Raw genomic sequence first — 26,792 nt, forward strand, 5'->3', positions numbered from 1 at the left:
TCAATTATAGCAAAAGCACACAATTAATTCGCGTGCTTTGCTCTATAAAACGGCTATTAAATAACGTAAATAGATTTTTTTGAACAAATTTGCTTGTTTAAAATATGCATTTGTTTTATCTTGATAAAACTGCTCTACTATTTCAAGTTCTTCAATAGATATTTGATGTTGTGAAAAACGAGCTTTATCAATTATTGTCTTTATCACATCACAATTAATTTTCAATTTAGTTAAATAGTAATAATAATAACAGACTTTTTGATTACTATTAGCAGCTCCTTTAAACATTCGTTTTTTACGAATTCTTGCTTGAAATAAAACTATAAAGATAAAGATCATCCCTCCTGCTAAATAATAAATATAAACAGGAATTTGAAAACTATCATTTTGAGAAATTTGTTGAATATTCGGTTTTTCTGGCTCCACTGGCTGTGGTGTTTTATCACCTTGGTTAGGTGCAGGAGTAATTGTATCAGTTGGTGTATTCGGATTTTCACTACTTGTTGGAGTCGCTTCAATTGGTATCCAGCCCAAATATTCATCATAAATTTCAACCCAAGCATGAGCATTACTATCCCTAACTATCAATTTACCAGCATTGTTCTTACTTCCCGGCACTTGATAGCCAACAACAAAACGTGCGGGATATCCCCTACTTCTTAACATTAATGCTAATGTTGAAGCATAGTGAACACAATACCCTTTCTTATTAGTATTTAAAAAATAATCAACAACATCCACATTATCAGGTGTATTTCCCGGTCTCAAGGTATAAGAAGTATTAGCCGCTAAAGCATTTGTACACTGTGTAATATAATTGAAAATATTACCATTATCAATAACATTATGCTGCTTTAAAAAATTCTCAATAATCGATTTTGTTTCCTCAGGAACTGATGTTAATTTTTCATCATCTTCATTCCCTTGTCCAAAATATTCATCGTAGTAGTCCTGTGTTCCATTACGCTCGGCTATTTCCTTTAATAATTCTCCTTTGGCTTTATAATCGATCGTTGATAATAGAGCATTAAAATCATCATTAGGTATAATCATCTCATATGTTTGAGGGTTTTTACCCTCATAGTGGTCACCATAATATGTCATATCGTCATTAATGATAAAGTATGGTGTATAATTACGTTGACTATAACCACTGATTTGATTAACTTCAATAACTTGACGAGAAGTCTTTGTAATATTTGCAATCTTCTCTAGGTTATTTTTAAACCATTCTGTTTCAACGCGACTATGAGAAGTCCCCCATTTACCATCTTCATACAAGTCATAAGCAATTCCTCGAATCTTGAAATTATTTAAAGTCACTTCACCAGCAATTGTAAAATCTAATGAGTTACGATAATGACGATCCCCTTGGCTATTGACATTGTATTCCTCTTTTATATTTCCAGGAGTTGAAATTGGTGTTCTGGCATTATCAAACAAACTATACTTTGAAGGACGATATGTACTTATTGGAAATGATATATATGTTATTGCCATGGCAACTACACTAATGATAATCATTGGTATTTTTAATATAGCCCCTTTTTGCAAAGCACCAATCAATAAAATCAAAACATATAAAACATAACATGCTAGAAAATACCATGGTGGTGTAATCGTAAATAATAATTCAATAAAAACACCTGGTAATAAAGCCAAAATAGCTAATGTATATTTTTGTTTATCAATTGCAATTACAGCTGATAAAAATAATGGGATAAAAATCAGCAAAAAAGCTAAGATACAAATTTGGGGATCATCATAAAAAATATACGTACTTTCAAAATTAAAATCATATACAGAAACTTCACGATACTTATAAATAATAATTGAAGTTATGTATGTTAAACAATCCATCGTACTAGGAATCAATAATAAGATTCCATCAGCAATAATACTCCCGATAACAAACTTCTTTTTACCTTGAATATAATTAAATCCCAAATATATTAACAAACCTACTATAATACAAGAAATAAAAATAAAATGATTGTTCGAACTAAAATTAAAAGAATAAACTAACGAGCCTACTGAACCAATAATTCCTAATAAATAAATTAATAACTTCATCAGCGGCCACCTTCCACTTTCATGATTCCATTATAGCTAATAACAAACTCATAATTATGTTTAGAAATATCTGACTGATACTCTTTATTCCATAACAAATATTTAAACATTTCGTCATATTCTTGAATACTTTTAATTTCCTTATTTGATAATAGAAAGCCAATTTGTCGTTTTAATAAAAAACCACAAAAGGTATCAAGATAACCAAAAACTAAATCATTATGATCATCATTGTCATCAAAACTAACATACAGATTAATTACTTCACCTACTAACATCGCATTATCTTTAACTAAAATATCTTGATAACGGGCACTAAGTTTCCAGTGAATATTTTTCAACTGATCCCCCTCTTGATATTTGTGAATATCATATATTTCTGTAGGATCATCTCCTTTACGATTCACAGCATAAACTTCGTCACCAACTCGTGGTAGTTGATGTGCGTACTCTTTGAAATCTAATTCTACCCTCTTTGGATAAATAGTAATTGGTATCTCATAATGGCATCTCTTTTTTATGCAAAATAGATTTAGACAATCGTATTGGTAGTATGTATTAATAATAAAATTTCTTCCCCCACAATGTTTAAATACTAAAGTTAATCCGTCTTGATTTCCCTTGATCAAATACTTTTGATCCTCAACAACAAACTTTATTGCTCCAAGCCCTAAATTATCCTTAATTATTTTAATCTTTACAAAGTCATCTTGAATAACTTTTTGATTCAAAATAGCAAAATCCAGCTTAGTAAATTTAAAACTCATAACTAAATAAAAAAGTGATAAAACTGGTAAAATCAGAATCAATAAAAGAAAATAATATGAAAAATATCCAACAAAAGCAATATAGAAAAATACCCCAAATCCAATTAATAACAAATAAGCAAGACGATAGCGAAACATAACTACTTATATGCAATTGGTGCAATCTTCATCATGATATCTTCCATAATTATTTGAAAATTTTCACGATTCTTTTTAACACTTGGCATTAAGAAAATCCGATGATTTAGGGTTTCATATAAGTTTTCGTTAATATCTTCAACAATAACATAGTCCCGACCATTTAAATATGCACTAGCTTGAGCCGCTTTCATCAATGCAATCGAAGCACGAGGAGAAGCCCCTAATTCAATTTTTTCATGAATTCTTGTCTGTTGAACGATTTGAACAATATATTTCACTAAACTTTCATCTAAATGAATTTTAGTAACTGCTTCTTGCATCATGAGCAATTCCTGAGGCGATAAAACCGGGTTGATTGAATTAATTGGATTTCCACTTTTTTTTCGATTTATAATTTCAATCTCACTCATTTCATCAGGATAACCTAATGATAAACGCATCATAAAACGATCCAACTGAGAATCTGGTAACATTTGTGTTCCAGCACTTCCAAACGGATTTTGTGTTGCAATAACAATAAACGGCTTAGCAGTTGGATAAGTTAACCCATCAACACTAATCATTCCTTCTTCCATAACCTGCAATAGTGCTGATTGTGTTTTACTTGACGTCCGATTAATTTCATCAGCCAAAAAGATATTTGTAAATAGCGGTCCTTTTTTAAAAGTCATTTCTTTTGTTTCAAAATCATAAACAGAATACCCTAATAAATCACTTGGTAAAACATCAGAGGTTAATTGAACCCGCTGATAATCTAACTGTATTGCCTTTGTTAAAGCAACCGCTAAATTAGTTTTCCCGACCCCAGGAATATCTTCAAGTAGAATATGTCCATTAGCTAATAGAGCAATAACTACTTTTTTTAAAACATCATCTTTTCCTAATACAGCCTTTTTTACTTCATTAATCAATAGTTCTAATTTTTCATTCATAGTCCCTCTCCTTATATTTCTACTACAATATCTAAACTAAACCCTAAGTTAATGCCATTACTATAAGACTATTTTATCATATTATTAGATTATTTAATTATTAATTTGTCTTAACAAAAAAATATCTCACCTTCACCACATCAAAAAAGCAACAGATGCAACTGTTGCCCATTATTATCTTTATGCGAATAGTTTCTCCCATAATCCAAATAGAAAAATAAAAATAACAATTAGGGGGAGAATCCAACTAATGTAAAATTTGGCTTTTTCAGGAAAATGCAAGCCCTCACCGGCATTAGCCTCGGTCATAAACTTCTTCCAACCCCAACCTAGACGCCGAGTACAGAAAAACAAAAATACAAGTGATCCTAATGGCATAATTACATTAGAAACTAAAAAGTCTAATAAATCTAAAACTGCACTCCCCGGTCCAAATGGCTGAAATCCAGATAAAACACTATATCCAACTGCACAAGGAATACTACCAAGAACAATAATAATAAAATTTAAAATGACACTTTTCTTCCTTGACCAATTTAATAGATCCATTGAAAATGAAACAATATTTTCAAATACGGCAATAATCGTAGAGAGAGCCGCAAAATTCATAAAAACAAAAAACAAGGTACCCCAAATTTGACCATTTTCCATAACATTAAAAATATTTGGCAGTGTCACAAAAACTAATCCCGGTCCACTTCCTGCATCCACCCCAAAAGACATACAAGCTGGAAAAATAATCAATCCTGCCATTGTTGCAACAAAAGTATCTAGCGCTAAAACACGTAACCCTTCGCCAGTTAAAGAATGTTCTCTACCAATATAACTACCAAAAATAGCCATTCCCCCCATTCCAATACTCAAAGTAAAAAATGCTTGTCCCATTGCACCATAAACAGCATTAAAGATTCCATTTTCCATCAATAAATTAAAATCTGGAACTAAGTAAAATTCAACTCCTTTTATTGCACCGTCTAAACTCAAAGACTTCACAACTAATAAGAGCATCACTCCTAGCAATAATCCCATCATTACTTTCGTTACTTTTTCAACACCTCGTTGAAGACCAACAGCACAAATTCCACAGCCGATCACAACAATCAAGATCATCCAAAAAATACTAGCTTGTGGATCTGCTTGAAGACTGACAAAAACATTATTGACTTCACTTGGATTTAGTCCAATAAAATCACCATTCAACATTTTAACAAAATAGGCTAGCATCCAGCCGGCAATAGTCGTATAAAACATTACTAACAAATAATTTCCCACCATTGCGACATACGAAAATATGTGCCATTTTTGTCCTTTCTTTTCTAAAACATGAAAACTTTTAGCAATACTCTTTTGAGAAGCGCGTCCAACTGAGTATTCCATTACAATGATTGGTAAACCTAATATGATCAGGAAAAATAAATAGACTAATACAAATGCCCCTCCACCGTATTTTCCAACCATATACGGAAAACGCCAAATATTTCCTAATCCAATCGCACATCCAGCAGATAATAAAATAAAACCTAGACGTGATGATAATCTTTCTCTGTTCATCAAATTGTCTCCTTTTTAAAACAATGCCTTAATTGTAAAGGAAATCATAAAATCCGTCAATCAATAAGAAAAAGTTATGATAACGATTTAATTTATCATAACTTAAATATAATAATTATTTTTTCTTTACCGGAATCCAAATTTCTGAATAATAATTTTCATCATGATTGCCTCGTGGATAGTCCTCACACGGTGTATACATTTCAATATTATAATGCTCAGCAACTTCGTATGTATCATTATTTGGTAACCATTCAGAAAAAATCTTTGTATTCACTTCTTGCAATGATTTAGGTACAGCACCATGACAAGCAAATACTGCCCATGTTAATTATGGAATTTCACAAACTTCATACCCATCTGGAATTTCACTGTCCAAAACATACTCATCAGCAATCAAATATTTAAATCCTTCATCTTTTTCATCTTCAATGCAAACCCCGTATACACCACACACTTTTTTATCAGCGGACTGCATATGCTCTCCCCAAAATTTAGGAATCTCATTAAATGCACAATCAAAATCAAACCTTCTTGCCTTACCTAAGACTGTAAATGCTTCTTTTTCAATAATTTTGTAATCCATGGTTGAACCACCTTTCAAAGTAAACTGTATTTTTAACGGAGCAAAAGATTTAATCATCAATTGCTCTTTTCTTGCGACAGTCGGAGTAACTCCGTGAAATCGAGTGAATGCTTTAGTAAAACTATCTGGTGAATCATAACCATATTCTAATGCAATTTCAATAATCTTCTTATTCGTAGTAATGACCTCACTACCAGCTAGTGATAATCTTCGATAACGAATATACTCTGCAACACTAAAACCACATAGAATTCTAAATGCTTTTTGAAAATAAAAACTTGAAACATATGCTTCATTTGCAACATCTACAATCTTAATATCTTCTTTAAGATGTTCTTCAATGTATTTTAAAGCATTACTAATTCCATCAGTCCAATTCATTGTGTTCCTCCTTTGTCAAATCAATCATAACAAATCTTCAATCCTAACATCCCGACATTTCTTGCTCACTTTTGTCTAGTTGATTCATATACATATTATAGTGAATTATTTCATAATCAATGAAATATTTAGAAGATTATTTGGCAATAATTTATCTAATGATTAAATTTAACTATTTTTTTATCATTTTCTAACAAAACATAGGGGTAAAATTGATAAATTTGTGATATAATTAACCGTCGAAAGAAGGTGTTTTTATGTCCCCTGTGCCCGAGCGATTGTGCGCTAAGAAAAAGAAAATAAAATAGAGAAACAGGAGGCATAAACATGAACCTCCTGTAAGTGGAGGTTATTATGTTAGAATTTTACAAAACTTTTGGAACTGAAACAAAAAAGATCGATAAACCAGAACCAGGCAGCTGGATCAGCGCTATTGCTCCAACTGAAGAAGAAAAAAACTATTTGATTGAAGAAATGGGAATTCTACCGGAATTTGTTAAATCTTCATTAGATGCTGAAGAAAGCTCGCATATCGACTATGACGAAGATTATAATCAGACTCTAGTAATCGTTGACTATCCTAGTGCTGAAGAAGTAGAAGATGGTTACGATAAAAATATGTTACAATATACGACATTGCCCTTAGGTATTGTGATCATGAAAGGATACGTTGTTACCATTTCCTTATATGAAAACTTAAATATCGATGATATGGCACAAGGTCGGATCAAAGGTGTCAATACTGATTTAAAAACAAGATTTTTATTACTATTATTATTACGAATTTCTCAACGATATTTAATTTATCTGCGCCAAATTGATCGGATCTCTTCTCGAACTGAACAAAGATTACACAAATCAATGCAAAATAAAGAATTGATTCAAATGTTAGGACTAGAAAAATCATTAGTATATTTTTCTACCTCATTAAAAACGGACGAAATAACATTAAATAAAATTATGCGTGGGAAAGCTATTAAATTATATGATGAAGATCAAGACCTATTAGATGACGTTTTGATTGAAATCCATCAGGCAATTGAAATGTGTAATATCTATTCAAATATTTTATCAGGAACAATGGATGCATTTGCTTCAGTTATTTCCAATAACCTGAATATTGTTATGAAAGTATTAACAGTTATTACGATCGTTATGGCTATTCCAAATATTATTTTCAGTTTTTATGGAATGAATGTTGCAGGTTTACCATTTCCACAATGGTGGTTCCCAACGGGACTAGCAATAGTTGCCTGTATTATCGCCACAATTATTTTCATCAAAAAAGATATGTTTCATTAAATAAATTCTAGATTATATGTATTTATAATCTAGTTTTTTATACTTGTTAAACATAAATGTACTATAATATAACTATGGGGTGATATTAATGGAAATTAGAACACTACAATATTTTCTTACCATCGCAAGGGAAGAAAGTATTTCTGGGGCAGCTGAATATCTACATGTAACGCAGCCAACATTATCAAGACAAATGAAAGAGTTAGAAGAAGAATTAGGAAAACAATTATTTATCCGGGGAAAACGTCGTATTACTTTGACTGATGAAGGCATGATCTTAAGAAAACGGGCAGAAGAAATTCTTGGGCTTGTTGAAAGGGCAGAAGCTGAAGTCAAAGCTAATGAAGAACTATTAACAGGTGATATTTATCTAGGATGTGGTGAGAGTGAAGGAATGCGTCCGATTGCCAAGACAATTGCAACGATGTTGGAAAAATACCCTCATGTAAAATTTCATTTGCATAGTGGAAAAGCTGAAGAGGTAATGGAAAAAATTGATGCTGGAGTTCTAGATTTTGGAATCGTTATTGAGCCTGTTGATTTAAATAAGTACGATTATTTAAGGCTTCCTTATAGCAATGTTTGGGGGATTTTAATGAAGCGGGATAGTACTCTAGCATCACTTGACAAAATAACCCCTGATGATCTACGTGGAAAACCTCTTCTTTGTTCAAATCAAGGGATGGTAAAAAATGAATTAGCTGGATGGATTGGTGGAAATCAAAGGAAATTAAATATTGTGGGAACTTATAATTTATTATTTAATGCATCTTTAATAGTTGAAGAAGGAAATTTATATGCTTTATGCTTAGATAAAATTTTTAATTCTAATAACAGTTCATTATGCTTTAGACCACTTGAACCAAAATTAGAAGCGAATATGCTAATAATTTGGAAAAAATACCAACTCTTTACCAAAAGTGCTGAAACATTTTTAAATATGATAAAAGATAATATTACATAAAGATAAAAAGAGAACTAAAATTGTTATTTCTCTTTTTACAATAAATTATTTTTTCGTTTCGCAATAATGTCACTTATATCAAATGGTGTTTCATCTTTAGGTAATGATCATACATCTAAAAATGGAACATCTGCAACTGACCTTATTGGAAATTCAAACTTTGCTGTAACATTCTTCATTTTACATTCAATCACTCCGATATATATTGGGAGTATCGTCTTTCTACTTTCCAAAAGGACAATTTCACGATGGTTGCAGGTGGATAATAAATTATATCCTTTTTTAATTTTGTAATCATCATTACCATCAATTAACTTGATAGTTCCTTTAGCAATTATTGAACGATAATCATGATAACGCCCCTTATACTTGTAGTCTGGAAAATCATGAAACAAACCAAATTCAATACACAACAAATAAGATATTATTCAAAAAAATCTAAATTATTTTCCTAAATAAAAATCGACTATTAAACTTTAAAATTAAAAGCCTATTCAGTCGATTCGTAAATCCTATTCAATCTAAATAATTTGAAAAATATAAAATTTTAAATATGACGTTTCTTCCATTGTCCATAAAATTGGATGGTCTGGGTTTTGTTGAGTAACTGATACTTGTTTAAGGGTTACTCCAGCCTCATGCGCTGATTCACGAAGCATCTTTTCAAAATTATCAGTCTCCATAAAACGTGAACAACTACATGTAATTAAGTATCCACCTCTGCCTAATAATTTCATTGCTTTCATATTGATTTTCTTATAACCATTATAAGCATGATCTACCGTTCTTCTCGATTTCGTAAAAGCAGGTGGATCTAAAACAATAATATCAAACTGTCCCTTTTTACATTTATCTAGATAGTCAAAAACATCATCTTTTACAAAAGAAATACATCCTTGTAAATTATTTAGTTTAGCATTAGCATATCCCTGATCAAGAGCAGTTTGTGATACATCTACTGCAACCACTTCTTTAGCTTTACCATAAGCCGCATTTAATGCAAAGCCCCCAGTATGACTAAAGCAATCCAAAACTTTTTTTCCATACGCTATATTTCTAAGTAAAACACGATTTGCTTTTTGATCTAAAAAGTAACCTGTTTTTTGACCATTTTCAACATCAACACTTAAATTGATTCCATTTTCATTAATAATCGTCGTTGTCGGTAAATTAATATTTCTCCAATATCCTTTTTCTAAAGGCAGTCCTTCTTTTGCTCTAACCTTAATATCATTTCTTTCATAGATACCTTTAACATCTTGCCCATCTTCTGTTAAAACCTCTAGTAATATTTCATAGATCATATCTTTGATTTTATCTAATCCGTATGAACTAATTTGGCAAACTAAAATATCATTATAGCGATCAACTGTTAATCCCGGCAGTTCATCTGCTTCTCCAAAAACCAAACGACAATTAGTTAAATTTTCTTTTTCTACTGTCTTGCGAAAGTCATAAGCAAATTGTATTCTTCGCTTAAAAAAGTTTCGATCAAATATTTCATTTATATCTTTAGATAAAATTCTTACCGTAATGTGACTATTTTTAGAAATAAAACCTGTTCCAAGGTAACGGCCAGTAGTAGTAATGATATCTACCAACGCTCCATTTTCAATTGTTTCATCAATATTAACAGCATTATTTCTATACATCCACATCTGACCTTTATCAAGCCATTTTTCTCCTTCTTCAGATATAATGACCTTAGGATATTTTCTTTTCATTAATGTACCTCTCTTATAAATATTTTCTTCTTCACTATTCTACTATAGTTCGATTTCATAAACAAATATATTTCTTATTTATCAATAGATTCTTCGATATTAATCACTAAATATCCAATACTTAATGATTTTCATTATTAATTCAGTGTTTTTATAATTTAGATATGATAGAATTAATAAAATAATAATATTTTAGGGAGGTGGTCATGATGATTCTAGGTTATGTTTGCCGTAGAGTCGAAGGCACTGTGCTTCGTACAGAGTCTGTTAATCAATAGGCTAGGCGATCAGAGTATAATGCTCTAGCTGTGCGAAGCGATTAGAAACAATCGCCTGATCCTATTAATCTTAGGCTCTGTTTATTTTAAATAAATTTATAAAATAAAGGAGCAAATATACAATGATTGAAATAGGAATGCATAAAATTTATAAAAATTTTGGTTATAAACAAGTATTAAAAGATATTAATTTTGAGATTTTAACTGGTGATCGTGTGGGAATTGTAGGCAAAAATGGTAGTGGCAAATCTACAGTGTTTAAAATGATCATGAAAAAAGAATTCCCTGATACAGGAAATATTACTATTCGCAAACAAGCTACTATTGGCTATTTAGAACAAATTCCAACAATCAGTGATAATGATATAACAGTAAAAGATATGCTGATGTCATCTTTTTTCGAAATTCATGCTATTGAACAACGAATGCGAGCACTTGAACAAGATATGATGCATAATAATGTCGATGAAGCGATATTAAACAAATATGCTAAAATACAAGATCAATACATAGCCCTGGGCGGCTATGAAGTTGAAGAAAAACTAAACAAAGTCATTACCGGCTTTAAATTGCATAGTATTTTAGATAAGCCGTTTGCTATCTTGAGCGGTGGTCAAAAAACAATTATTAATTTAGCCCAATTAATTTTAACTGAACCTGATATCTTATTATTAGATGAACCAACTAATCATTTAGATATTACAATGTTAGAATGGCTAGAAAATTATTTAAATAAGTATCGTGGGACTATTGTGATTATTTCACATGATCGCTATTTTTTGGATCGAGTAACTAATAAAACTATTCTTTTAGATAACAGTGAAAATCGTTTATTCCACGGTAATTACTCATACACCTTAAAAGAACAAGAAAGATTATTATTACAAGAATTTGAACAATACAAAACTCAACAGAAGAAAATCGAAGCAATAAAAGCTTCTATCAAGCGTTATCGAGATTGGGGTAATCAAGGTGATAATGAAAAATTCTTTAAAAAAGCCAAAGAATTAGAAAAACGTTTAGAAAAGATGGAAATCCTCGATAAACCACAATTAGAAAAAAAGAAACTGCCACTTAACTTTTTGGGTGAACGCAGTAGCAAAGAAGTGCTTAAAGTCATTGATTTTGGAATATCTTTTAATAATCTATCTTTATTTTCAAAAGTGAATTTTACACTTTATTATCAGGAAAAAACAGTCCTACTAGGAAATAATGGTTCAGGTAAAACATCATTTATTAAAGCTCTTCTTGGAAACCTTAATAATTATCAAGGTGAGTTAAAAATGGCGGAAACAGTCTTAATTGGATATATACCTCAAGAAATAAATTTTATCAATAACAATGATTCAATTCTTCAAACATTTTGTCATGAATATCCTTGTTTGGAAGGTGAGGCTAGAGGGATTCTAGCTAAATATTCTTTTTATCAAGATCAGGTTTTCAAACGAGTAGGAAACTTATCTGGTGGTGAAAAAGTATTATTAAAAATGGCTATTTTAATGCAACATAAAGTCAACTTATTAATTTTAGATGAACCAACTAATCATATTGATATTGAAACTCGTGAAATTTTAGAAGATGCACTTTCAAATTATTCAGGAACATTATTATTTGTATCACACGATCGTTATTTCATCGACAAACTAGCTCAACGTAAATTAGTTATCGAAAATAATACAATCAACAGTGTTTATTGTGACTACAAATAAACTATAAAAAAGGACGACTAATGAAGTGAATCTCCCTTATTTGGACATGATAGGGAAGGTTCATTTCTTAACATCCTCCTTTTTTTGTTATTCTTCTCTAACTACCGCTAAATAAATTATTTACTTATTCATACCAGCTAAATAAGCTACAATCACAATCTAATAATTCAATTTCTTTCATTTCATCATTTGTTAATTCAAAATCAAAAATCTCCCAATTTTCCTTTATTCTATCTTTATGGATCGATTTAGGTATAATCGCAATACCTTTTTGATTTAAAAATCTTAAAGCAACCTGAGCTGTTGATTTACGATGTGATTTAGCTATTTTTTCTAATATTAAATTGCCAAAGATATTATTTTTTCCACATGCCAGTGGTGACCACGCTTCAAGCTTGATTCCATATTGGTTCATATCTTTTTGAAAAACTTTTCTTTGATGAAAAATATGTGCTTCAACTTGATTGACCATAGGAATTATTGTACATGAACTAATAACAGTATTAAAATCATGAATAAAAAAATTTGATAAGCCAATCGCTTTTAACTTGCCGGCCTTATAATAATCTTCCATCGCTCGATATGTTTCTGTTATATTTCCAGATGGCCAATGAAACAACATTAAATCAATGTATTTTGTCTGTAATTTATTTAACGCTTCATCAATATACTGACATGCTTGACGATAACTATCAGCCCCATATATCTTAGTTGTTAGAAAGATTTCAGCTCTCGAAATACCTGAATCTATAAGCGCCTCTCCAACTTCTCTTTCATTACCATAGTTCCTTGCGGTATCAATATGTCGATACCCAATTGCTAAAGCATCTAAGACACATTGCTTTGTCATTAATAATGGAATTTGGTATACACCAAAGCCTATACTTGGCATTTTAATACCATTATTTAATTGTATATATTCCATATTCAATCTTTCTCCTAATTTTTAATTTATATTCTTATCAAAAGGTCAAATGGACTATTATTTATCTTAAAGCTCCTCTAAATCAATAAGAAAGCACGCTTATTTTAAGCAATAAAAATAACAACCAAAGTATAGACGATCAGTGTAATAATCATAAAGATAGAAACAAAGGCACTTGTAAATGAGGCATCATCTTCATCTTTATATAATGGGGCAATAACAGGCATCAATCCAAATCCAGTGGGACACATAAAATAGATAATTGGAGCCATCATAAAAGTCTTATCGGCCATTTGGGCAGGAAATAAAATAAAGAATCCCGCAATAACCATCGCATAATAAACAATTTTAATTCCCATTAACTTAAGAATCGGTACTAATGTTTTTTTATCAACATTTAAATCATAGCCTAAAATAAATAAAATCATTGAAACGATCGGTGTTGTGGCTTGTGATAATGTTCCTGTAATCATTTCACCAAATTGCGATGCTATCAGTAAATCATAAATCCCCGTAAAATTCAAAACAAGACCGACAATCACAGCAATAACAAAAGAATTTGTAAAAATACTTTTAATCATCTCTTTCATTGAAGAACCTGTTGCCGCTTCTTTAGCTATTAAAACTGGAAAAACAATAAAAGCAATAACTGTTCCAGCAATATCAAAAATAACAGTATTACTAGATTTTCCAACAATAGAAAGATATAACGGTAATGCCACATTTCCTCCCTCTACTACTGTAAGTAAATAAGGTGAAAAATGAGCATATTTCTTGCCCGCAAGTGGTGCAAGTAATTTACCTGCAACTAAAGCTAGAAGGTAAACACCAAAAACATAACCAATAATTTTAATATGGTCTGTTTCAATCGTTGCTGTACACATCAAATTAAGGACTAAAATAGGAAATAAAATTTTAAATATTATTGCATTAGCTCCATTTTTCTGTTCAAGTGTGATCCATCCCTTTACTCGTGCGATAAAGCCTAGTGCCAGCATAAAAAATACTGGAAATAACGTTGTTAAAGCTGCCATAATAATCTCCCTTCATTTATATAATTTCTTCTTTATGAGTTAAATTTTCCCATATACCGGAAATACACTAAACTCTCCATAATTTTTAATTTTATTAATATTTTTTAAAAGCATCATATCTTCATCACTGATAATAAAATCTAAATCCGCATTATTTTGCATATGTCCTGGATCAGCAGTTTTAGGTAGTGGTAAGGTATCTAACTGTAAACAATACTTAATACACAATTGAGGAATTGTAACCCCATATTTATCAGCAATTAATTTAACTTCATTATTTTTTAACATTTCTCCATGACCTACTGGTGAATAAGCTTCAACTAAAATATCATGTGCTTGACAATAATTAATTATATCAAATGGGGTATTAGAAATATGTGCCAAAATTTGATTAACCGCAGGTTTTATTTCACAATTATTTAAAATGTTTTCAATATCTACGATTTCAAAATTTGATAAACCGATTGCTCTAATTTTCCCCATTTTATAAAACTCTTCCAGTGCTTTCCAAACATCTATATTTTCTTTAAAATAATGATTTTCTTCTCTAAATTTTGTCCATGGTTGTGGTGCATGAATGATCATTAAATCAATATATTCAAGCTCTAATCTCTTTAATGAATCAATAATAGATCGTCTCGCTTCTTCATATGTTTTAAAATCTGCTTGAATCTTTGTTGTTATAAAAAGATTCTCTCGCTCAACACCACAAGTTTTAATTCCAATTCCAACACCATTTTCATTCTCATATCCTTGGGCAGTATCGATATGGCGATACCCTAGTTTAACAGCTTTCTTTACTGCATCAGCTACTTTATTATCAGCAATTTCCCAAGTTCCTAACCCTAATTTAGGTATTTCTACCCCATTATTTAATTTATAATTTTCCTTTAAGATCATAATTTTTCCTCCATTATTTTTTATCAAATATTCCTGCCTGATTGAGTGTTCTAGTTAAATAATCTAAACAATATAATTTCTCTTGACCATCTCGAATCTTTAATAATAATTCAGCTCTTTGGCTTAATAAAATATTTTTACTTTTTTGAAAATATTCTGAGTTAATACTTTCAATAAATTCATTGATTTTTTCCGTATCCATACCAGCATCGAGCAGTGCTATAACAATTTCTTTTTCACTAATTTTCTGCACATTCAATTTAACCATCTCCTTTCAAGCCGTTTTATTCTACACTTATAATTATCAATAAAAGCCATGAAAATACAAATACTTATATTTTATGGTTTTCCATGCTTTTTATTTATGCAAAAAACTGTATCGTCATCTTTATATGACAATACAGTTAATCATTACTTATAAAATTAAATACTCAATTAATCTAAATCTTGACCATTACTTTGTATTACTTTTTGATACCAATAGAAAGAATCTTTAGGACTACGTTTCATCGTTCCAGTTCCATCATCATGTTTATCAACATAGATAAAACCATAACGTTTTCTCATTTCACCAGTGCCTGCCGAAACTAGATCGATACAGCCCCAAGTCGTATATGCAATTAAATCAACACCATTATTAATTGCTTTATCCATAGCCAAGATATGATCTCGATAATAATCGATACGATAATCATCATGGATTGTTCCATCTTCCTCAACTGTATCAAAAGCTCCTAAACCATTTTCTACAACCATCAATGGCCTTTGATAACGATCATAAATCATTTCAAGATAATATTGTAATCCATCTGGATCAAACGCCCATCCCCAATCAGAATATTGAAGATATTCATTTCGTGCTCCTGTTGTAAAGTTTCCACCTACTGCATCAGCAATCTCATGAGTTGTAATCAAAGAAGACATATAATAAGAGAAAGTATACATATCAACAGTACCTTCTTTTAAATCGATTAAATCTTGTTCTGTAATATCTAATTTAACATTATGTTCATCCCATAAACGTTTAGCATAAGTCGGATATTTACCAAAACATTGGACATCACCGCAATAGAAGATTGATTTTTCCCATTGATGACGATTTGCTAAAACATCCTTAGGATCACATGTTGCTGGATAACTTGTAATACCGCAAATCATACAACCAATCTTATTTTCGGAATCAATTTCATGACCTATCTTAACCGCATGAGCACTTGCAACAAATTGATGATGTAAATGTTGATAAGCACGTTGATAATCCTCTTCTTTAGCCTCATAGAATAAACCTAATCCCATGATTGTATTATTAATTTCATTAAAAGTTAACCAATATTTAACTAAACCTTTAAACTCTGTAAAAACTGTTCGTGCATAATGATCAAAAAACTTGATCAACTTTCTATTTGACCATCCTCCATATTTTTCAATTAAATATAAAGGTGTATCAAAATGCCAAATTGTAACTAAAGGCTCAATATTATATTTTCTTAATTCCTTGAAAACACTACGATAAAATTCGATTCCCTTTTGATTAGGGGTCTCTTCATCACCATGAGGAAATAGTCTTGACCATGAAATAGACATTCTAAAAGTTTTAAAACCCATTTCCGCAAACATCTTAATATCTTCTTTATAATGATGATAAAAATCAATACCATCATGGTTAGGGTATAAACATTCATCTAAACAAGCAAAATGGGCTCCTTCAGGTAATTGAACCTGCCCTTCACTAGTAACGATCTTACAATGTTTACCATCCTTGTCAATATAAGTAACCTGTCTACTTTCTTTAACTGATCCTCCTGTAGTAACATCTGTTAAAGCAGGACCACGTCCATCTTCATTCCAGGCTCCTTCACATTGGTTCGCAGCAGTAGCTCCGCCCCATAAAAAATTCTTTGGAAAACTCATTTTTTCTCCTCCTTTATTTATCTTTTCTATAATTATCTCACAATTTAAAAAAACTACAAATGCTTATATTATATATATTATTATACCTTTTCTTTATGGTATAATTTTTTAAATGGAGGTGCAATATTAATGGAAATACGTATTTTAAAATACTTTCTTGCAGTAGCTCAAGAAGAAAGTATCACAAAAGCCGCTGAAATTTTACACACTACCCAGCCAAATTTATCCCGTCAATTAAATATGCTTGAAGCAGAGGTTGGAAAAAAATTATTTGAAAGAGGTAGCCGAAAAGTTACTCTAACAGAAGAAGGGATGTTTCTTAGAAAACGAGCGAAAGAAATAATTGATTTAACTGAACGAACTGAATCAGAACTTAGCACCTATGGGGAAACAACATCCGGTGATATCTATATTGGCGCCCCAGAAACTTATGTAATGCATTCAATTGCTGAAATTTTTAAAAGGATGCACAACCAATACCCTAATATTAAGTATCATATTTTTAGCGGAAGTACTTTAGAAGTTTCAGAACAGTTAAATAAAGGTCTCCTAGACTTTGCCATCTTAATTGAACCAATCGATCTAGAAAAATATAATTATCTTAAGTTACCATATACAGATACTTGGGGTGTACTGATGCGAAGAGATAGTCCATTAGCAAAACTAAATGCAATCACTCCAGAAGATATCAAAGACGAACCTATTTTCCTTGCCCATCAACAATCAAGTGCAAACGTATTATCAGGCTGGTTTAAAGAATATTATCGTAATCTAAATGTGATTGGCAGCTTTAATCTTATCACTACCCCAGCAATGATCGTAGAAAGTGGTTTAGGCTATGTTTTTACATTTGATAAATTAATTAATACAACCGGTAATTGTAACCTCTGCTTCCGACCATTAGAACCAAATTTTGAAACTGGATTTTATCTTGTCTGGAAAAAATATCAAATTTTCAGCCGTTCTGCTAAAATGTTTTTAGAGGAACTGCAAAAAGTTCTATTTTAATTAATTATTCACAAAGAAAGCTAACAAAGCAGCACTCTGTTAGCTTTTTAATATGAGCTTACCAATATCCATATACTAGATTATTCTTCTAATTCATAATTAATATGTTCTAATGTCATTTGCAGCTTTTCTTTTTTATTATCATTGTTATAATTAAGATAATGTGAATATAAGATATCAACCACGATCAAGGCGGGAATTTGGGGTGAGATTTTATCAGAAATAGCTAAATTTTTTAACCCCCCAATCAAGATCAGTTCATCATAATAAGAACGATATTCATATACCCGAGCAGCAGATAACATAATTGTTTTAGCTCCTTTTTCTTTTGCTTCTCGTAATCCTTCTATAACTTCTTCGGTTTTTCCACTTACACTGATTCCAATCACTAATGATTCTTGATTTACTCGGGTAATATTCATCCGAATAGAATGTGATTCTGCTAAATAATCAACATCTAATCCTAATCTCATAAACCTTAATTTAAATTCTCTTGCAACAACTGACGATGAGCCAATTCCATAAATATAAACTCGATTATATTCATCCAGCATCTTAGCTATTCTAACCATTTGGTCATTATCAATCAATGAATAAGTTTTCTCTAAAACTTTTTGATAAGAGTTTAAAACTTGTTTAGTTAATAAATCTAAATGCCGGCTTGATTGGTGAGAATCTTGATAAGCAAATAGAAATTGTCGATATCCACTAAACCCTAACTTTTTAGCAAACCGTGATAAGGATGCTTCAGATACATATAATCTTTGAGAAACCGCTTTTGATGATAAATCTTCATCTTCAACTTGATCAATGAAATAATTAGCAATATTTTTTTCCACATTCGTTAGTTCTTCATAAGCTGATTCAATAATTGGAATCACACTTCTATTATAAGATAACACCTAACCCCTCCTTTACTATACAAATGATTATAGCATAAAAAGGAAACTTACGTTTCCTATAACTTAATTTCCATTCCAATTTCAAACATCCGTTTCCACGGCATATATATTTTTGTTATATTAAAAGGATAGCGCTGACTAAGATGAAGATGTCCAAAATTAATCTGTAACTTCTTTTTAATAATATTCTCTACATCCGTTTGTTGATCTTTAAAATCATAATAAGATAATCCTTTATGTGGTAAATCATTTTCGACAACTTCTTTTCTAACTATTGCTTGATAAAAAACATCTTCGATAAGACGATAACATAAATTATTAATTACGTTTTCCTGACCAATAAAAGCTTGAGATAAAGTTGTTCCTAAGGAATTACAATTTGTATTCCATCCTGCATAGCTTACTAATTGATCTAAAATATTTAGCTCATCTAAATATTCAATTAATTGTAGATCACCACCATTACTAAAAGCACTGTCGCATAACGCCACATGATAACCACTATTTATATAATCTTGAATTTGTTCAGCAAAAGCCAATAAATAACGATAACTTGTATAAGTTACATCTAAATCATTTTTATCAATAAAAGCTTCTTGCATGATCTTACCTGGCGAATTTATCGCTAAAACCACATCAGCATCTTGAGGATTGTTGACCAGCTTAGCTTTACATACGCGTACATGTGATTTTAGACTTTCATACATTGGTCGATCTTCATATTTAGGAATAATCATTGGTCCTAATACCGAAGCGTAAAAAGGATAAACTTTTGGTTCTAAATGATAGTATTCATGATAAGCACGTGCTAATAATGACAGACCTACTTCGTCAGCTCCAGGATAGATCATTACTTTCTGATCTAATCTTTTTTCCTTTAAAGCATTAATAACGATTTTTTGGGATATTGCAGTATATCCATAAGGTGACGAGTCATCTTGTGGAATAACCAGAAAATCAAGATAGCCAGCTTCAAGAAAATCAATAACCTTTAAATTAATCTTAGTATTAAACAAACGACGCTGCTCATAATCAGTTATAATTTCCTGAGGAATATCAATACCGAGAAGTTCATCTTTTTCTTTTTGATTTAACCCATGTCTTTTTTTTAGATCAAGAAGATATTTTCTTCGAAAAAGAGCAAAGCCGTAACTTTCATAATAATCAGGTTCTTCTTCACTCGAATTATAACTTGGTGCACGCATAATACAATGATAAGCATATATTTTTATTTGAGGTTTCAACTGTTTTAGATATTTAATTAGTTCTAAACGTTGAAGCGCATCTGTTTCACTCAAATAGTGTAATCGTGATGGAATCAATCCACCATATACGATCATATCTATCGAGATAATACAATTATCACATCCTTCAATATTTTCATCGATAAATTGTTTAAAATATTCCACCTGAGCCGGCTTCTTTTTATGACCTAAAAAACTTTTATCCGGTTCAACTAATTCGATTTGTTGATTTGACTGGGCAATCATTAAAGGAAAATTATAATTGCATGGTCGTTCATCTAAAGGAATAAATAATGTTTTCATTTTATCTGTCCTCTTTATTTATTTTTATTATATCTTTTAACGCTTCTAAAATACTTTCTTTTTGAGCACAGGGAAATTGACAAGGCTTATTTGCAACCAAGTAACCCTTTTTAGCAATTGGAAACATATCAAAGTCATTTGGGGAATCACCTATTGCATATACTTCACTTTTAGGATATAGCATTTTTACGGCATTTCCTTTTGAGGCATCTTTATGCATGATTTCCAAAGATGTTGAAGAAGTCATCACTGCTTTTGTCTTTTGATATGTTGTATTTATATATGTTTCTATTGAGCGAAGTTTATCTTCAGTACCAATAACAAGAAACAAAACTGCTGGCTGATACAGTATAAGTTTATCAAAATCTTTACAAATGATATGGGAATCATATAATTCACTAGGGAAAGCTGGATCTCTTTCACTTTTCCAATAACGATTAGATACTGTATTTAACTCGATTCGAATATCTTCTTTTTGAATCTCCTTATAGATATTTATAGCTTCTTGTTTATCAATCAAGGTAGCTATCAATTGTTGTCCTTTCATACAAACCGCACCGTTTTGAGAAATACGATGCTCTATTTTAAGTTTGTATTGTTCTTCTATTTTTAAAATATCATGATCTAACCGACCTGTACATATTGCTAATGTCCATCCCATTTGTTGGAGAGAATCAAGACAATTCAATGTCTCGGTTCCTCCAATGATTTCATTATTGGCACCTAAAAGTGTACCGTCTAGATCAAAAACAATAACTTTATTCTTCAATACTCTCAATTCCTTCTTTATTCATAACTTTTACAAATGGGATATAGATAAGAACAGATACTACCAAAATAAGTAGACCAATGACCCCTGACATAATATCTCCTCCAGTAGCTAGAAACGCACTGATTACTGGTGGTGTCGTCCAAGGGATCAATACGTAAGTATGAGCCATAATACCAATTTGTGTAGCTAACGCTCCAATTCCTAAACCAGCAAGAGTTGTTAAAATCATTGGAATGATCAAGATAGGATTCATAACAACAGGTAATCCAAACATCAGCGGTTCTGAAATATTAAATAATGCTGGTACAAAACCTAATTTTCCAATCACCTTATAATCATCTCTTTTAGAAACTATAAAAATAGCAATTACAAGCGCTAACATATTACCAGCGCCACCCATAAATGCAACGGAATCAATAAATGGTTTAGTAATAATTTCGGTAGCTGCTGTTCCACTTGTAATAGCAGCTTCATTGATTGCTAGACTTGCCAAATAGATTGGTTCTAAGATTGGATTAAAAATATATGCCGAATGAATTCCAAAGCCCCATAAAAGCATATACAAAACATAAATAACAATCAATCCGACCGGTGATGAAACAATTGCAGTAAAAGGTGTTTGAATCCAGTTAAAAATCAAATCATTAAGCGGCGCCCCTATTGCATCGGTTATAATTCTCAGGATTGCAAAAATAATAACCGTTAAAGCTACAGGAATAATTGCATTAAATGATCTAGCAATTCCAGTAGGTACACTTTCCGGCATTTTAATAACCAGTGCTTTGAACCCAAGCAAAAATCTCATTAATTCAACTGAAATCAAGGCAGAAATAAATGCTGTAAACATCCCAGCTGCCCCTAAATAATAAGTAGTCACATATTCACCAATTTTTGCATCACTTACAAATGGTGTTAGACATAAAAAGCAAACAACTGCTGTTGCTCCAGCAACCGAAGTATCCATTTTATATTCATTAGCTAAAGCTTTAGCAGTAGTAAAAACTAGCAAAACTGCCATAATTGACATTGAGGCTGAACTAATTACACTACCGATTTTAGCAAAATCATTACATGGTGCTCCAAACCATTGATCAAAGTAATGCCCCTCACCTACAAATACACTATTGATCAATGTAAATAAAGACGCAGTAATTACTAGCGGCATGATTGAAACAAAACCATCCCTAATTGCTGTCAAATAACGATTTTTAGAAAGTTTCTCAGCAATCGGCAATAACACATTAGACAATTTATCCATCATAATCTCTTTCCTCCCTTATCTTGAAATCTCATCTACAAATTTCTTTGTAATTAACTGTGGTCTTGTAATCATTGATCCTACAACCACACTATAACAACCTAATTCTAATGCCCTTTTTACTTTAGAAGGAGTATCTATATTTCCCTCACCAATCACAGGATGCTTAACATTCTTCACTATCTCTCTAATAATTTTAAAATCATTAGCATCAATTCGACTATTTTGGCTTTGTGGTGTATATCCGACTAAAGTTGTTCCAATAAAATCAAATCCAATATTATCAGCATGGATTGCCTCTTCCACAGTGGAGCAATCAGCCATAAACAATTGATGAGGATATTTTGCTTTTACCTCCTTAAAAAATTCAGTAATTGTTTGATTATGAGGTCTTAACTGCATTGTCGCATCCATCGCAATAATATCTACCCCTTCTGCCACTAGAGCATCCACCTCTTTCATCGTTGTAGTAATATAAATATCTGTATCCTCATAATCTTTCTTGATGATACCAATAATTGGCAAATCCACTTCCTTTTTAATTTCATGGATATCTTGAACACTATTTGCTCTTATTCCTTTTGCTCCCCCCATCTTTGCAGCAAGTGCCATTTTTGACATGATCAATGATGAATGCAGCGGTTCATCTTCTAATGCCTGACATGAAACGATCAAACTATTTTGAATCCTCTTCATTAAATCTCTCCTCCTTGTTTATAACTTTAATGGCTTTTATTTTATTAAGCAATATATTCACTTGCTTTAGTAATTACTTTCATTTTTATTTTTTATTCCAACTTATTTTTAATGTTTTTGAAAGTACTTTTAAAATAAAAATTAAAAAAATGGCTTATTCAGCCATTTAATTCCAATCTTTATATATTTATAATCTCTATTTTTTTAATAATCTTGTAAGAGTATTTTTATCTAGCAGATTCACAGTTTCAAATTTCCCATGATAAAACACTGCCCAATTATTAAAAACACAAGGTAAATCTTTAGCTTTTTGTAAAGTATCAACTTGAATCATCAGAATAGGTACATTATTAATCTCACAATACTGTTTGACTATTTCAAGACTTTGATAAACAAAAGGGCATTGCATATCATAATAAATAGTTAGTTCTTTATTTTCAATCTTTTGCTTTTTAGCCTTTTGAGTAAATCGAGGGAAAGTTCCATCAAAAGACAACGCTAATAGTTCATATCCATCATCAGTAGTATCAACGACCTCAAAGCCATTACTTTTAGCAAATGACTGATCTGTAAGCCAATGTTTTTGTTTTTTTGAACCTAGTAAACAGACACCTGATTTTCCTTTTGCTTTAGCATCCGCCAAACAATAATCCATCAGTGACTTACCATACCCTTTGCCTTTATAGCTTCCCATAACCCACAAGCAATATATGTAGAAATAATTATCACCAACAATAGGAACCCATGCTTTTTCCAATGGGGCATATTCAATAAAAACAGTACCCCTTTCATTCAATTTTCTAAAAACATGTCCTTCATTTAGGCGTTTTGAAAGCCATTGGCGCTTTGCATCTATTCCAGGATGAAACTTTTTACTCCGTATAATACAACATAAGTGTTCATTAAAAACATTTTCTGTCGTTATATTAATAAATTCATCATCCATATTTTACCCCCTTAGTTTTATTATCAGAACACTAAACTTTCTCATTTATTGGCGATCTTATAATACCATTCCTTGTAATAAGACAATATTGTAAAAATTCATCTAATGGTACTGCCTTAGCATAATAGTAGCCTTGATAAATCTTACATCCAGCTTCTTTTAATACATTAATCTGTTCCTCTGTTTCAACAAATTCTGCAACTACACTAAAATTTAACCGCTTGGCTATTTGAGTAATACTCATAATAATTTCGCGTGTTCTGTCATTTTCCAATAGGTGCTGTACCAAACTACCATCCAACTTAACTTCATCAAATATATTTTCCTGCAAATAAGTTATTGAACTGTGTCCCATTCCAAAATCATCTATACTCAACTTAATCCCACTATCTCGCAATTCTAATATGCGCTTTGTAATAATATTAGTAGTATTCAATAAAGCTCGTTCAGTAACCTCAAAAACCAGTTCTATATATTGCAAATGATACTTATTAATAATTTTAAGTACGTTAGAAACAAAATCAGCATCCTCCAGCTGCTTTGGAGAAATATTGATTGACAAATTCATCTTCATCGCTAATCTATCTATCTGCTCAGCATCTTGACAAGCCTTTTCTATAATATATAAACCTAGTTCATTCAAAAAACCACCTTGGTAAGCCAAAGAAATCAATAATGAAGGTGCAACAAAACCACAAACTGGATGATTCCATCGCAACAACGCTTCTACACCATATACTTGTTCCTCCGCAGTCATTTGTACCTGATAATATAATTGCAGCTGATGTAAATACATCGCATTACGCAAATCCATAGCAAGTGTTTTGGCGGGAAAATGATAGTGATAATGATCTGATAAAAAAACGGGGATACTACCATTTTGTTCTCCTTCAATCATATCATTTTCTAAGGCAAGAATAGATTCTTCAAATTCTTTACTTTGGATCTGCTCACTATACTTTACAAATGGAATATAAAGCATTGTTCCGATAATAATATTAAATATTTGGAGAAAACTACCTGCGATAGATCCCGTTGCCTGATATCCACTTAAAATAATCGGAACTGTCCATTCAACCGATTGACTTATATACGGAACTATACCAGTTGACATTGCAATACTACTGATTATTGTTAAAACTAACGGTGTCAAAATAAAAGGAATCAGCATAATAGGATTAAAAATAACGGGAAAACCAAAAATAACAATTTCATTAATGTTGAAAAAAACAGATATACCTGCAACCTTCGCAAGTTTCTTATTATTACTTTTTTTAGCAGCAATAAAGATTGCTAAAATTAAACATAATGCTGTTCCACAACCGCCAATAAAAACAAATATATCTAGAAATGTTTTTGAAAATAATTCTGTTGGTAATTGACCATTTTGTATTAACGCTTGATTAATTTGTACTCCCGGCTCAAACAACTGCTTAGCAACCATATCCAGTGTATTAGTCCCATGTATTCCAAAAAACCATAAAAAATGTACAAAAAATACATATAACAAGGTCCCAATAATTCCATTACCAAACCAGCTAAACAAATATATAAAGAAATATGAGCCAAAATTAACAATATTGATATCACCTAATAAACCTTTCATAATCTGCCCAGCACTCGTAAATATAATAATGATAAAGACTATCGGGAAAATTCCTTGTATTGCTCGATTAAAAATATAATTTGTCCCTACCGTATACAATTTTTCTAAATGATTTACAAGGTGCATTCCCTTTTTTAACATCGCACAAGTTAAAAGGGTTATGCACATTGCCGTAAAGACCCAGTCAGATTGAAAAATATATGTCTTTTCATGCAATCCGCCACAAAAAGAAAGGTATGAAATTATTGCTGTAATAGGATAAAAAAAGACATCATCTTGACCATTTAATTTTCCGTATGAAAGTGAGATGGTAATAATTAAAATTAACGCAATAGAACCTAAGGAACAGTTATAAATAATGCTTAATCCGTCTTTTAAGCCTCCATCTAGAAAAGCCGCTAAAAAGACTTGATAATCGGGGATTGGAAAGCTATTAAACAACAAAGCAAAAGAGCCAAGAATGAGGAATGGTATTGCTAGCATTAATCCGTGTTTAATTGCCAAAATATAAATCGAGTCATAAAATTGCCGTCTTGTTTTCTTAACTTTCATATTCCCATCCCTCTACTTAATTACTACCGTAAGACATAAAATCAATATATTATAATCTATCAAATAACAATAAATCTGTTGTCCCAAACTAGTTAAATAGACCTGAATTATTTTTACAAAGTAATTACCAGGCACATCCCCTTATCTAATCCATAATTATTCTTTTAGTTTTTCTCTCTTATTTAAAAAATGTGCTTATTAAAATTTTCAATCATGAGCCAGTATTGTCTAACTCCTTTATTCACTTAAACTAATATTTTCTCTCATCTATACATTAATTTTTTGTTCTATTTATCTACCATTTCTATAATTATATCAAGTAGCAAA

General features: G+C 31.1%; 22 protein-coding genes and 1 pseudogene. 4 read left to right on the top strand and 19 right to left on the bottom strand.

Annotation, left to right across the window (positions count from 1 at the left end; genetic code table 11):
- Positions 1-42: 42 nt before the first annotated feature.
- The 5 genes and pseudogenes from EYR00_RS11945 to EYR00_RS11965 all read right to left on the bottom strand — a co-directional run bounded on the left by EYR00_RS11945 (position 43) and on the right by EYR00_RS11965 (position 6,431).
- A complete protein-coding gene (locus EYR00_RS11945) occupies positions 43-2,073 on the bottom strand; it encodes a transglutaminase-like domain-containing protein (RefSeq protein ID WP_003535876.1) in 2,031 nt (676 codons plus the stop codon).
- Positions 2,073-2,978, bottom strand: a complete 906-nt coding sequence (locus EYR00_RS11950; RefSeq protein WP_040434177.1) for a DUF58 domain-containing protein — start codon at positions 2,976-2,978, stop codon at positions 2,073-2,075. Before EYR00_RS11950 ends, EYR00_RS11945 begins: the two co-directional genes overlap by 1 nt.
- Positions 2,979-2,980: 2 nt before the next feature.
- Positions 2,981-3,913, bottom strand: coding sequence for an AAA family ATPase (locus tag EYR00_RS11955; RefSeq protein WP_003535868.1), 933 nt, complete (start codon positions 3,911-3,913; stop codon positions 2,981-2,983).
- Between the two features lie 180 nt (positions 3,914-4,093).
- Entirely contained in the window at positions 4,094-5,464 is a 1,371-nt protein-coding gene (locus EYR00_RS11960) for a sodium-dependent transporter (RefSeq protein WP_003535867.1), read from the bottom strand.
- Between the two features lie 115 nt (positions 5,465-5,579).
- Positions 5,580-6,431: pseudogene (locus EYR00_RS11965) on the bottom strand (AraC family transcriptional regulator).
- A gap of 354 nt (positions 6,432-6,785) precedes the next feature.
- On the opposite strand from EYR00_RS11965, the gene EYR00_RS11970 reads away from it, so the two are divergent.
- Complete coding sequence (locus EYR00_RS11970; protein ID WP_008791220.1) at positions 6,786-7,733, top strand: magnesium transporter CorA family protein; 948 nt, start codon at positions 6,786-6,788, stop codon at positions 7,731-7,733.
- Positions 7,734-7,821: 88 nt separating this feature from the next.
- Positions 7,822-8,697, top strand: a complete 876-nt coding sequence (locus EYR00_RS11975) for a LysR family transcriptional regulator (RefSeq protein WP_003535859.1) — start codon at positions 7,822-7,824, stop codon at positions 8,695-8,697.
- Between the two features lie 107 nt (positions 8,698-8,804).
- Here the strand turns inward: EYR00_RS11975 and EYR00_RS11980 are convergent, their stop codons facing one another.
- Together EYR00_RS11980 and EYR00_RS11985 are read right to left on the bottom strand one after the other, a co-directional pair.
- Entirely contained in the window at positions 8,805-9,113 is a 309-nt protein-coding gene (locus EYR00_RS11980) for a hypothetical protein (RefSeq protein WP_226814486.1), read from the bottom strand.
- Positions 9,114-9,218: 105 nt separating this feature from the next.
- The gene (locus EYR00_RS11985; RefSeq protein WP_003535856.1) at positions 9,219-10,421 is read right to left on the bottom strand and encodes a class I SAM-dependent rRNA methyltransferase; all 1,203 of its coding nucleotides are present in this window, start codon (positions 10,419-10,421) and stop codon (positions 9,219-9,221) included.
- Positions 10,422-10,821: 400 nt separating this feature from the next.
- On the opposite strand from EYR00_RS11985, the gene abc-f reads away from it, so the two are divergent.
- Positions 10,822-12,408, top strand: coding sequence for a ribosomal protection-like ABC-F family protein (gene abc-f / locus EYR00_RS11990; RefSeq protein WP_003535849.1), 1,587 nt, complete (start codon positions 10,822-10,824; stop codon positions 12,406-12,408).
- Positions 12,409-12,532: 124 nt separating this feature from the next.
- On the opposite strand, the gene EYR00_RS11995 is transcribed toward abc-f, so the two are convergent.
- The 5 genes from EYR00_RS11995 to EYR00_RS12015 all read right to left on the bottom strand — a co-directional run bounded on the left by EYR00_RS11995 (position 12,533) and on the right by EYR00_RS12015 (position 17,178).
- The gene (locus EYR00_RS11995) at positions 12,533-13,333 is read right to left on the bottom strand and encodes an aldo/keto reductase (protein WP_003535847.1); all 801 of its coding nucleotides are present in this window, start codon (positions 13,331-13,333) and stop codon (positions 12,533-12,535) included.
- 104 nt (positions 13,334-13,437) lie between these two features.
- Complete coding sequence (locus tag EYR00_RS12000) at positions 13,438-14,367, bottom strand: AEC family transporter (protein WP_003535845.1); 930 nt, start codon at positions 14,365-14,367, stop codon at positions 13,438-13,440.
- Positions 14,368-14,406: 39 nt separating this feature from the next.
- Complete coding sequence (locus tag EYR00_RS12005; protein ID WP_009299925.1) at positions 14,407-15,267, bottom strand: aldo/keto reductase; 861 nt, start codon at positions 15,265-15,267, stop codon at positions 14,407-14,409.
- Positions 15,268-15,280: 13 nt separating this feature from the next.
- Entirely contained in the window at positions 15,281-15,535 is a 255-nt protein-coding gene (locus EYR00_RS12010; RefSeq protein ID WP_003535840.1) for a hypothetical protein, read from the bottom strand.
- A 167-nt stretch (positions 15,536-15,702) separates the two neighbouring features.
- On the bottom strand, positions 15,703-17,178 hold the full coding sequence (locus tag EYR00_RS12015) for a family 1 glycosylhydrolase (protein ID WP_003535839.1): 1,476 nt from the start codon (positions 17,176-17,178) through the stop codon (positions 15,703-15,705).
- A gap of 129 nt (positions 17,179-17,307) precedes the next feature.
- On the opposite strand from EYR00_RS12015, the gene EYR00_RS12020 reads away from it, so the two are divergent.
- Complete coding sequence (locus EYR00_RS12020; RefSeq protein WP_003535837.1) at positions 17,308-18,186, top strand: LysR family transcriptional regulator; 879 nt, start codon at positions 17,308-17,310, stop codon at positions 18,184-18,186.
- An 80-nt stretch (positions 18,187-18,266) separates the two neighbouring features.
- Here the strand turns inward: EYR00_RS12020 and EYR00_RS12025 are convergent, their stop codons facing one another.
- The 7 genes from EYR00_RS12025 to EYR00_RS12055 all read right to left on the bottom strand — a co-directional run bounded on the left by EYR00_RS12025 (position 18,267) and on the right by EYR00_RS12055 (position 26,465).
- Positions 18,267-19,088: a MurR/RpiR family transcriptional regulator gene (locus EYR00_RS12025; RefSeq protein ID WP_009009267.1), complete on the bottom strand. Its 822-nt coding sequence runs from the start codon at positions 19,086-19,088 to the stop codon at positions 18,267-18,269.
- Positions 19,089-19,144: 56 nt separating this feature from the next.
- Positions 19,145-20,635 (bottom strand): DUF4127 family protein, encoded by a 1,491-nt coding sequence (locus tag EYR00_RS12030; RefSeq protein WP_003535834.1) that lies wholly within the window; start codon positions 20,633-20,635, stop codon positions 19,145-19,147.
- A 1-nt stretch (position 20,636) separates the two neighbouring features.
- A complete protein-coding gene (locus EYR00_RS12035) occupies positions 20,637-21,404 on the bottom strand; it encodes an HAD-IIB family hydrolase (protein WP_003535833.1) in 768 nt (255 codons plus the stop codon).
- The gene (locus tag EYR00_RS12040; protein WP_003535832.1) at positions 21,394-22,668 is read right to left on the bottom strand and encodes a PTS sugar transporter subunit IIC; all 1,275 of its coding nucleotides are present in this window, start codon (positions 22,666-22,668) and stop codon (positions 21,394-21,396) included. Before EYR00_RS12040 ends, EYR00_RS12035 begins: the two co-directional genes overlap by 11 nt.
- A 15-nt stretch (positions 22,669-22,683) precedes the next feature.
- Positions 22,684-23,361 carry an N-acetylmannosamine-6-phosphate 2-epimerase gene (locus EYR00_RS12045; RefSeq protein WP_003535831.1) on the bottom strand — a complete coding sequence of 226 codons (678 nt, stop codon included), beginning with the start codon at positions 23,359-23,361 and terminating at the stop codon, positions 22,684-22,686.
- Positions 23,362-23,557: 196 nt separating this feature from the next.
- Positions 23,558-24,307: a GNAT family N-acetyltransferase gene (locus EYR00_RS12050; RefSeq protein WP_003535829.1), complete on the bottom strand. Its 750-nt coding sequence runs from the start codon at positions 24,305-24,307 to the stop codon at positions 23,558-23,560.
- Between the two features lie 31 nt (positions 24,308-24,338).
- Positions 24,339-26,465 (bottom strand): EAL domain-containing protein, encoded by a 2,127-nt coding sequence (locus EYR00_RS12055; protein ID WP_003535828.1) that lies wholly within the window; start codon positions 26,463-26,465, stop codon positions 24,339-24,341.
- Positions 26,466-26,792 lie beyond the last annotated feature (327 nt).

The sequence above is a fragment of the Thomasclavelia ramosa DSM 1402 genome, assembly GCF_014131695.1.
In the GTDB taxonomy this organism is placed as follows: domain Bacteria; phylum Bacillota_I; class Bacilli_A; order Erysipelotrichales; family Coprobacillaceae; genus Thomasclavelia; species Thomasclavelia ramosa.

Coding starts and splice junctions, on each gene's coding strand:
- abc-f (WP_003535849.1), top strand. CDS start 10,822: ATGATTGAAATAGGAATGCATAAAATTTATAAAAATTTTGGTTATAAA.
- EYR00_RS12005 (WP_009299925.1), bottom strand. CDS start 15,267: ATGATCTTAAAGGAAAATTATAAATTAAATAATGGGGTAGAAATACCT.
- EYR00_RS12020 (WP_003535837.1), top strand. CDS start 17,308: ATGGAAATACGTATTTTAAAATACTTTCTTGCAGTAGCTCAAGAAGAA.
- EYR00_RS11945 (WP_003535876.1), bottom strand. CDS start 2,073: ATGAAGTTATTAATTTATTTATTAGGAATTATTGGTTCAGTAGGCTCG.
- EYR00_RS12000 (WP_003535845.1), bottom strand. CDS start 14,367: ATGGCAGCTTTAACAACGTTATTTCCAGTATTTTTTATGCTGGCACTA.
- EYR00_RS11975 (WP_003535859.1), top strand. CDS start 7,822: ATGGAAATTAGAACACTACAATATTTTCTTACCATCGCAAGGGAAGAA.
- EYR00_RS11995 (WP_003535847.1), bottom strand. CDS start 13,333: ATGGAATATATACAATTAAATAATGGTATTAAAATGCCAAGTATAGGC.
- EYR00_RS12015 (WP_003535839.1), bottom strand. CDS start 17,178: ATGAGTTTTCCAAAGAATTTTTTATGGGGCGGAGCTACTGCTGCGAAC.
- EYR00_RS12045 (WP_003535831.1), bottom strand. CDS start 23,361: ATGAAGAGGATTCAAAATAGTTTGATCGTTTCATGTCAGGCATTAGAA.
- EYR00_RS12055 (WP_003535828.1), bottom strand. CDS start 26,465: ATGAAAGTTAAGAAAACAAGACGGCAATTTTATGACTCGATTTATATT.
- EYR00_RS11950 (WP_040434177.1), bottom strand. CDS start 2,978: ATGTTTCGCTATCGTCTTGCTTATTTGTTATTAATTGGATTTGGGGTA.
- EYR00_RS11985 (WP_003535856.1), bottom strand. CDS start 10,421: ATGAAAAGAAAATATCCTAAGGTCATTATATCTGAAGAAGGAGAAAAA.
- EYR00_RS12010 (WP_003535840.1), bottom strand. CDS start 15,535: ATGGTTAAATTGAATGTGCAGAAAATTAGTGAAAAAGAAATTGTTATA.
- EYR00_RS11970 (WP_008791220.1), top strand. CDS start 6,786: ATGTTAGAATTTTACAAAACTTTTGGAACTGAAACAAAAAAGATCGAT.
- EYR00_RS11955 (WP_003535868.1), bottom strand. CDS start 3,913: ATGAATGAAAAATTAGAACTATTGATTAATGAAGTAAAAAAGGCTGTA.
- EYR00_RS11960 (WP_003535867.1), bottom strand. CDS start 5,464: ATGAACAGAGAAAGATTATCATCACGTCTAGGTTTTATTTTATTATCT.
- EYR00_RS12040 (WP_003535832.1), bottom strand. CDS start 22,668: ATGATGGATAAATTGTCTAATGTGTTATTGCCGATTGCTGAGAAACTT.
- EYR00_RS12030 (WP_003535834.1), bottom strand. CDS start 20,635: ATGAAAACATTATTTATTCCTTTAGATGAACGACCATGCAATTATAAT.
- EYR00_RS12050 (WP_003535829.1), bottom strand. CDS start 24,307: ATGGATGATGAATTTATTAATATAACGACAGAAAATGTTTTTAATGAA.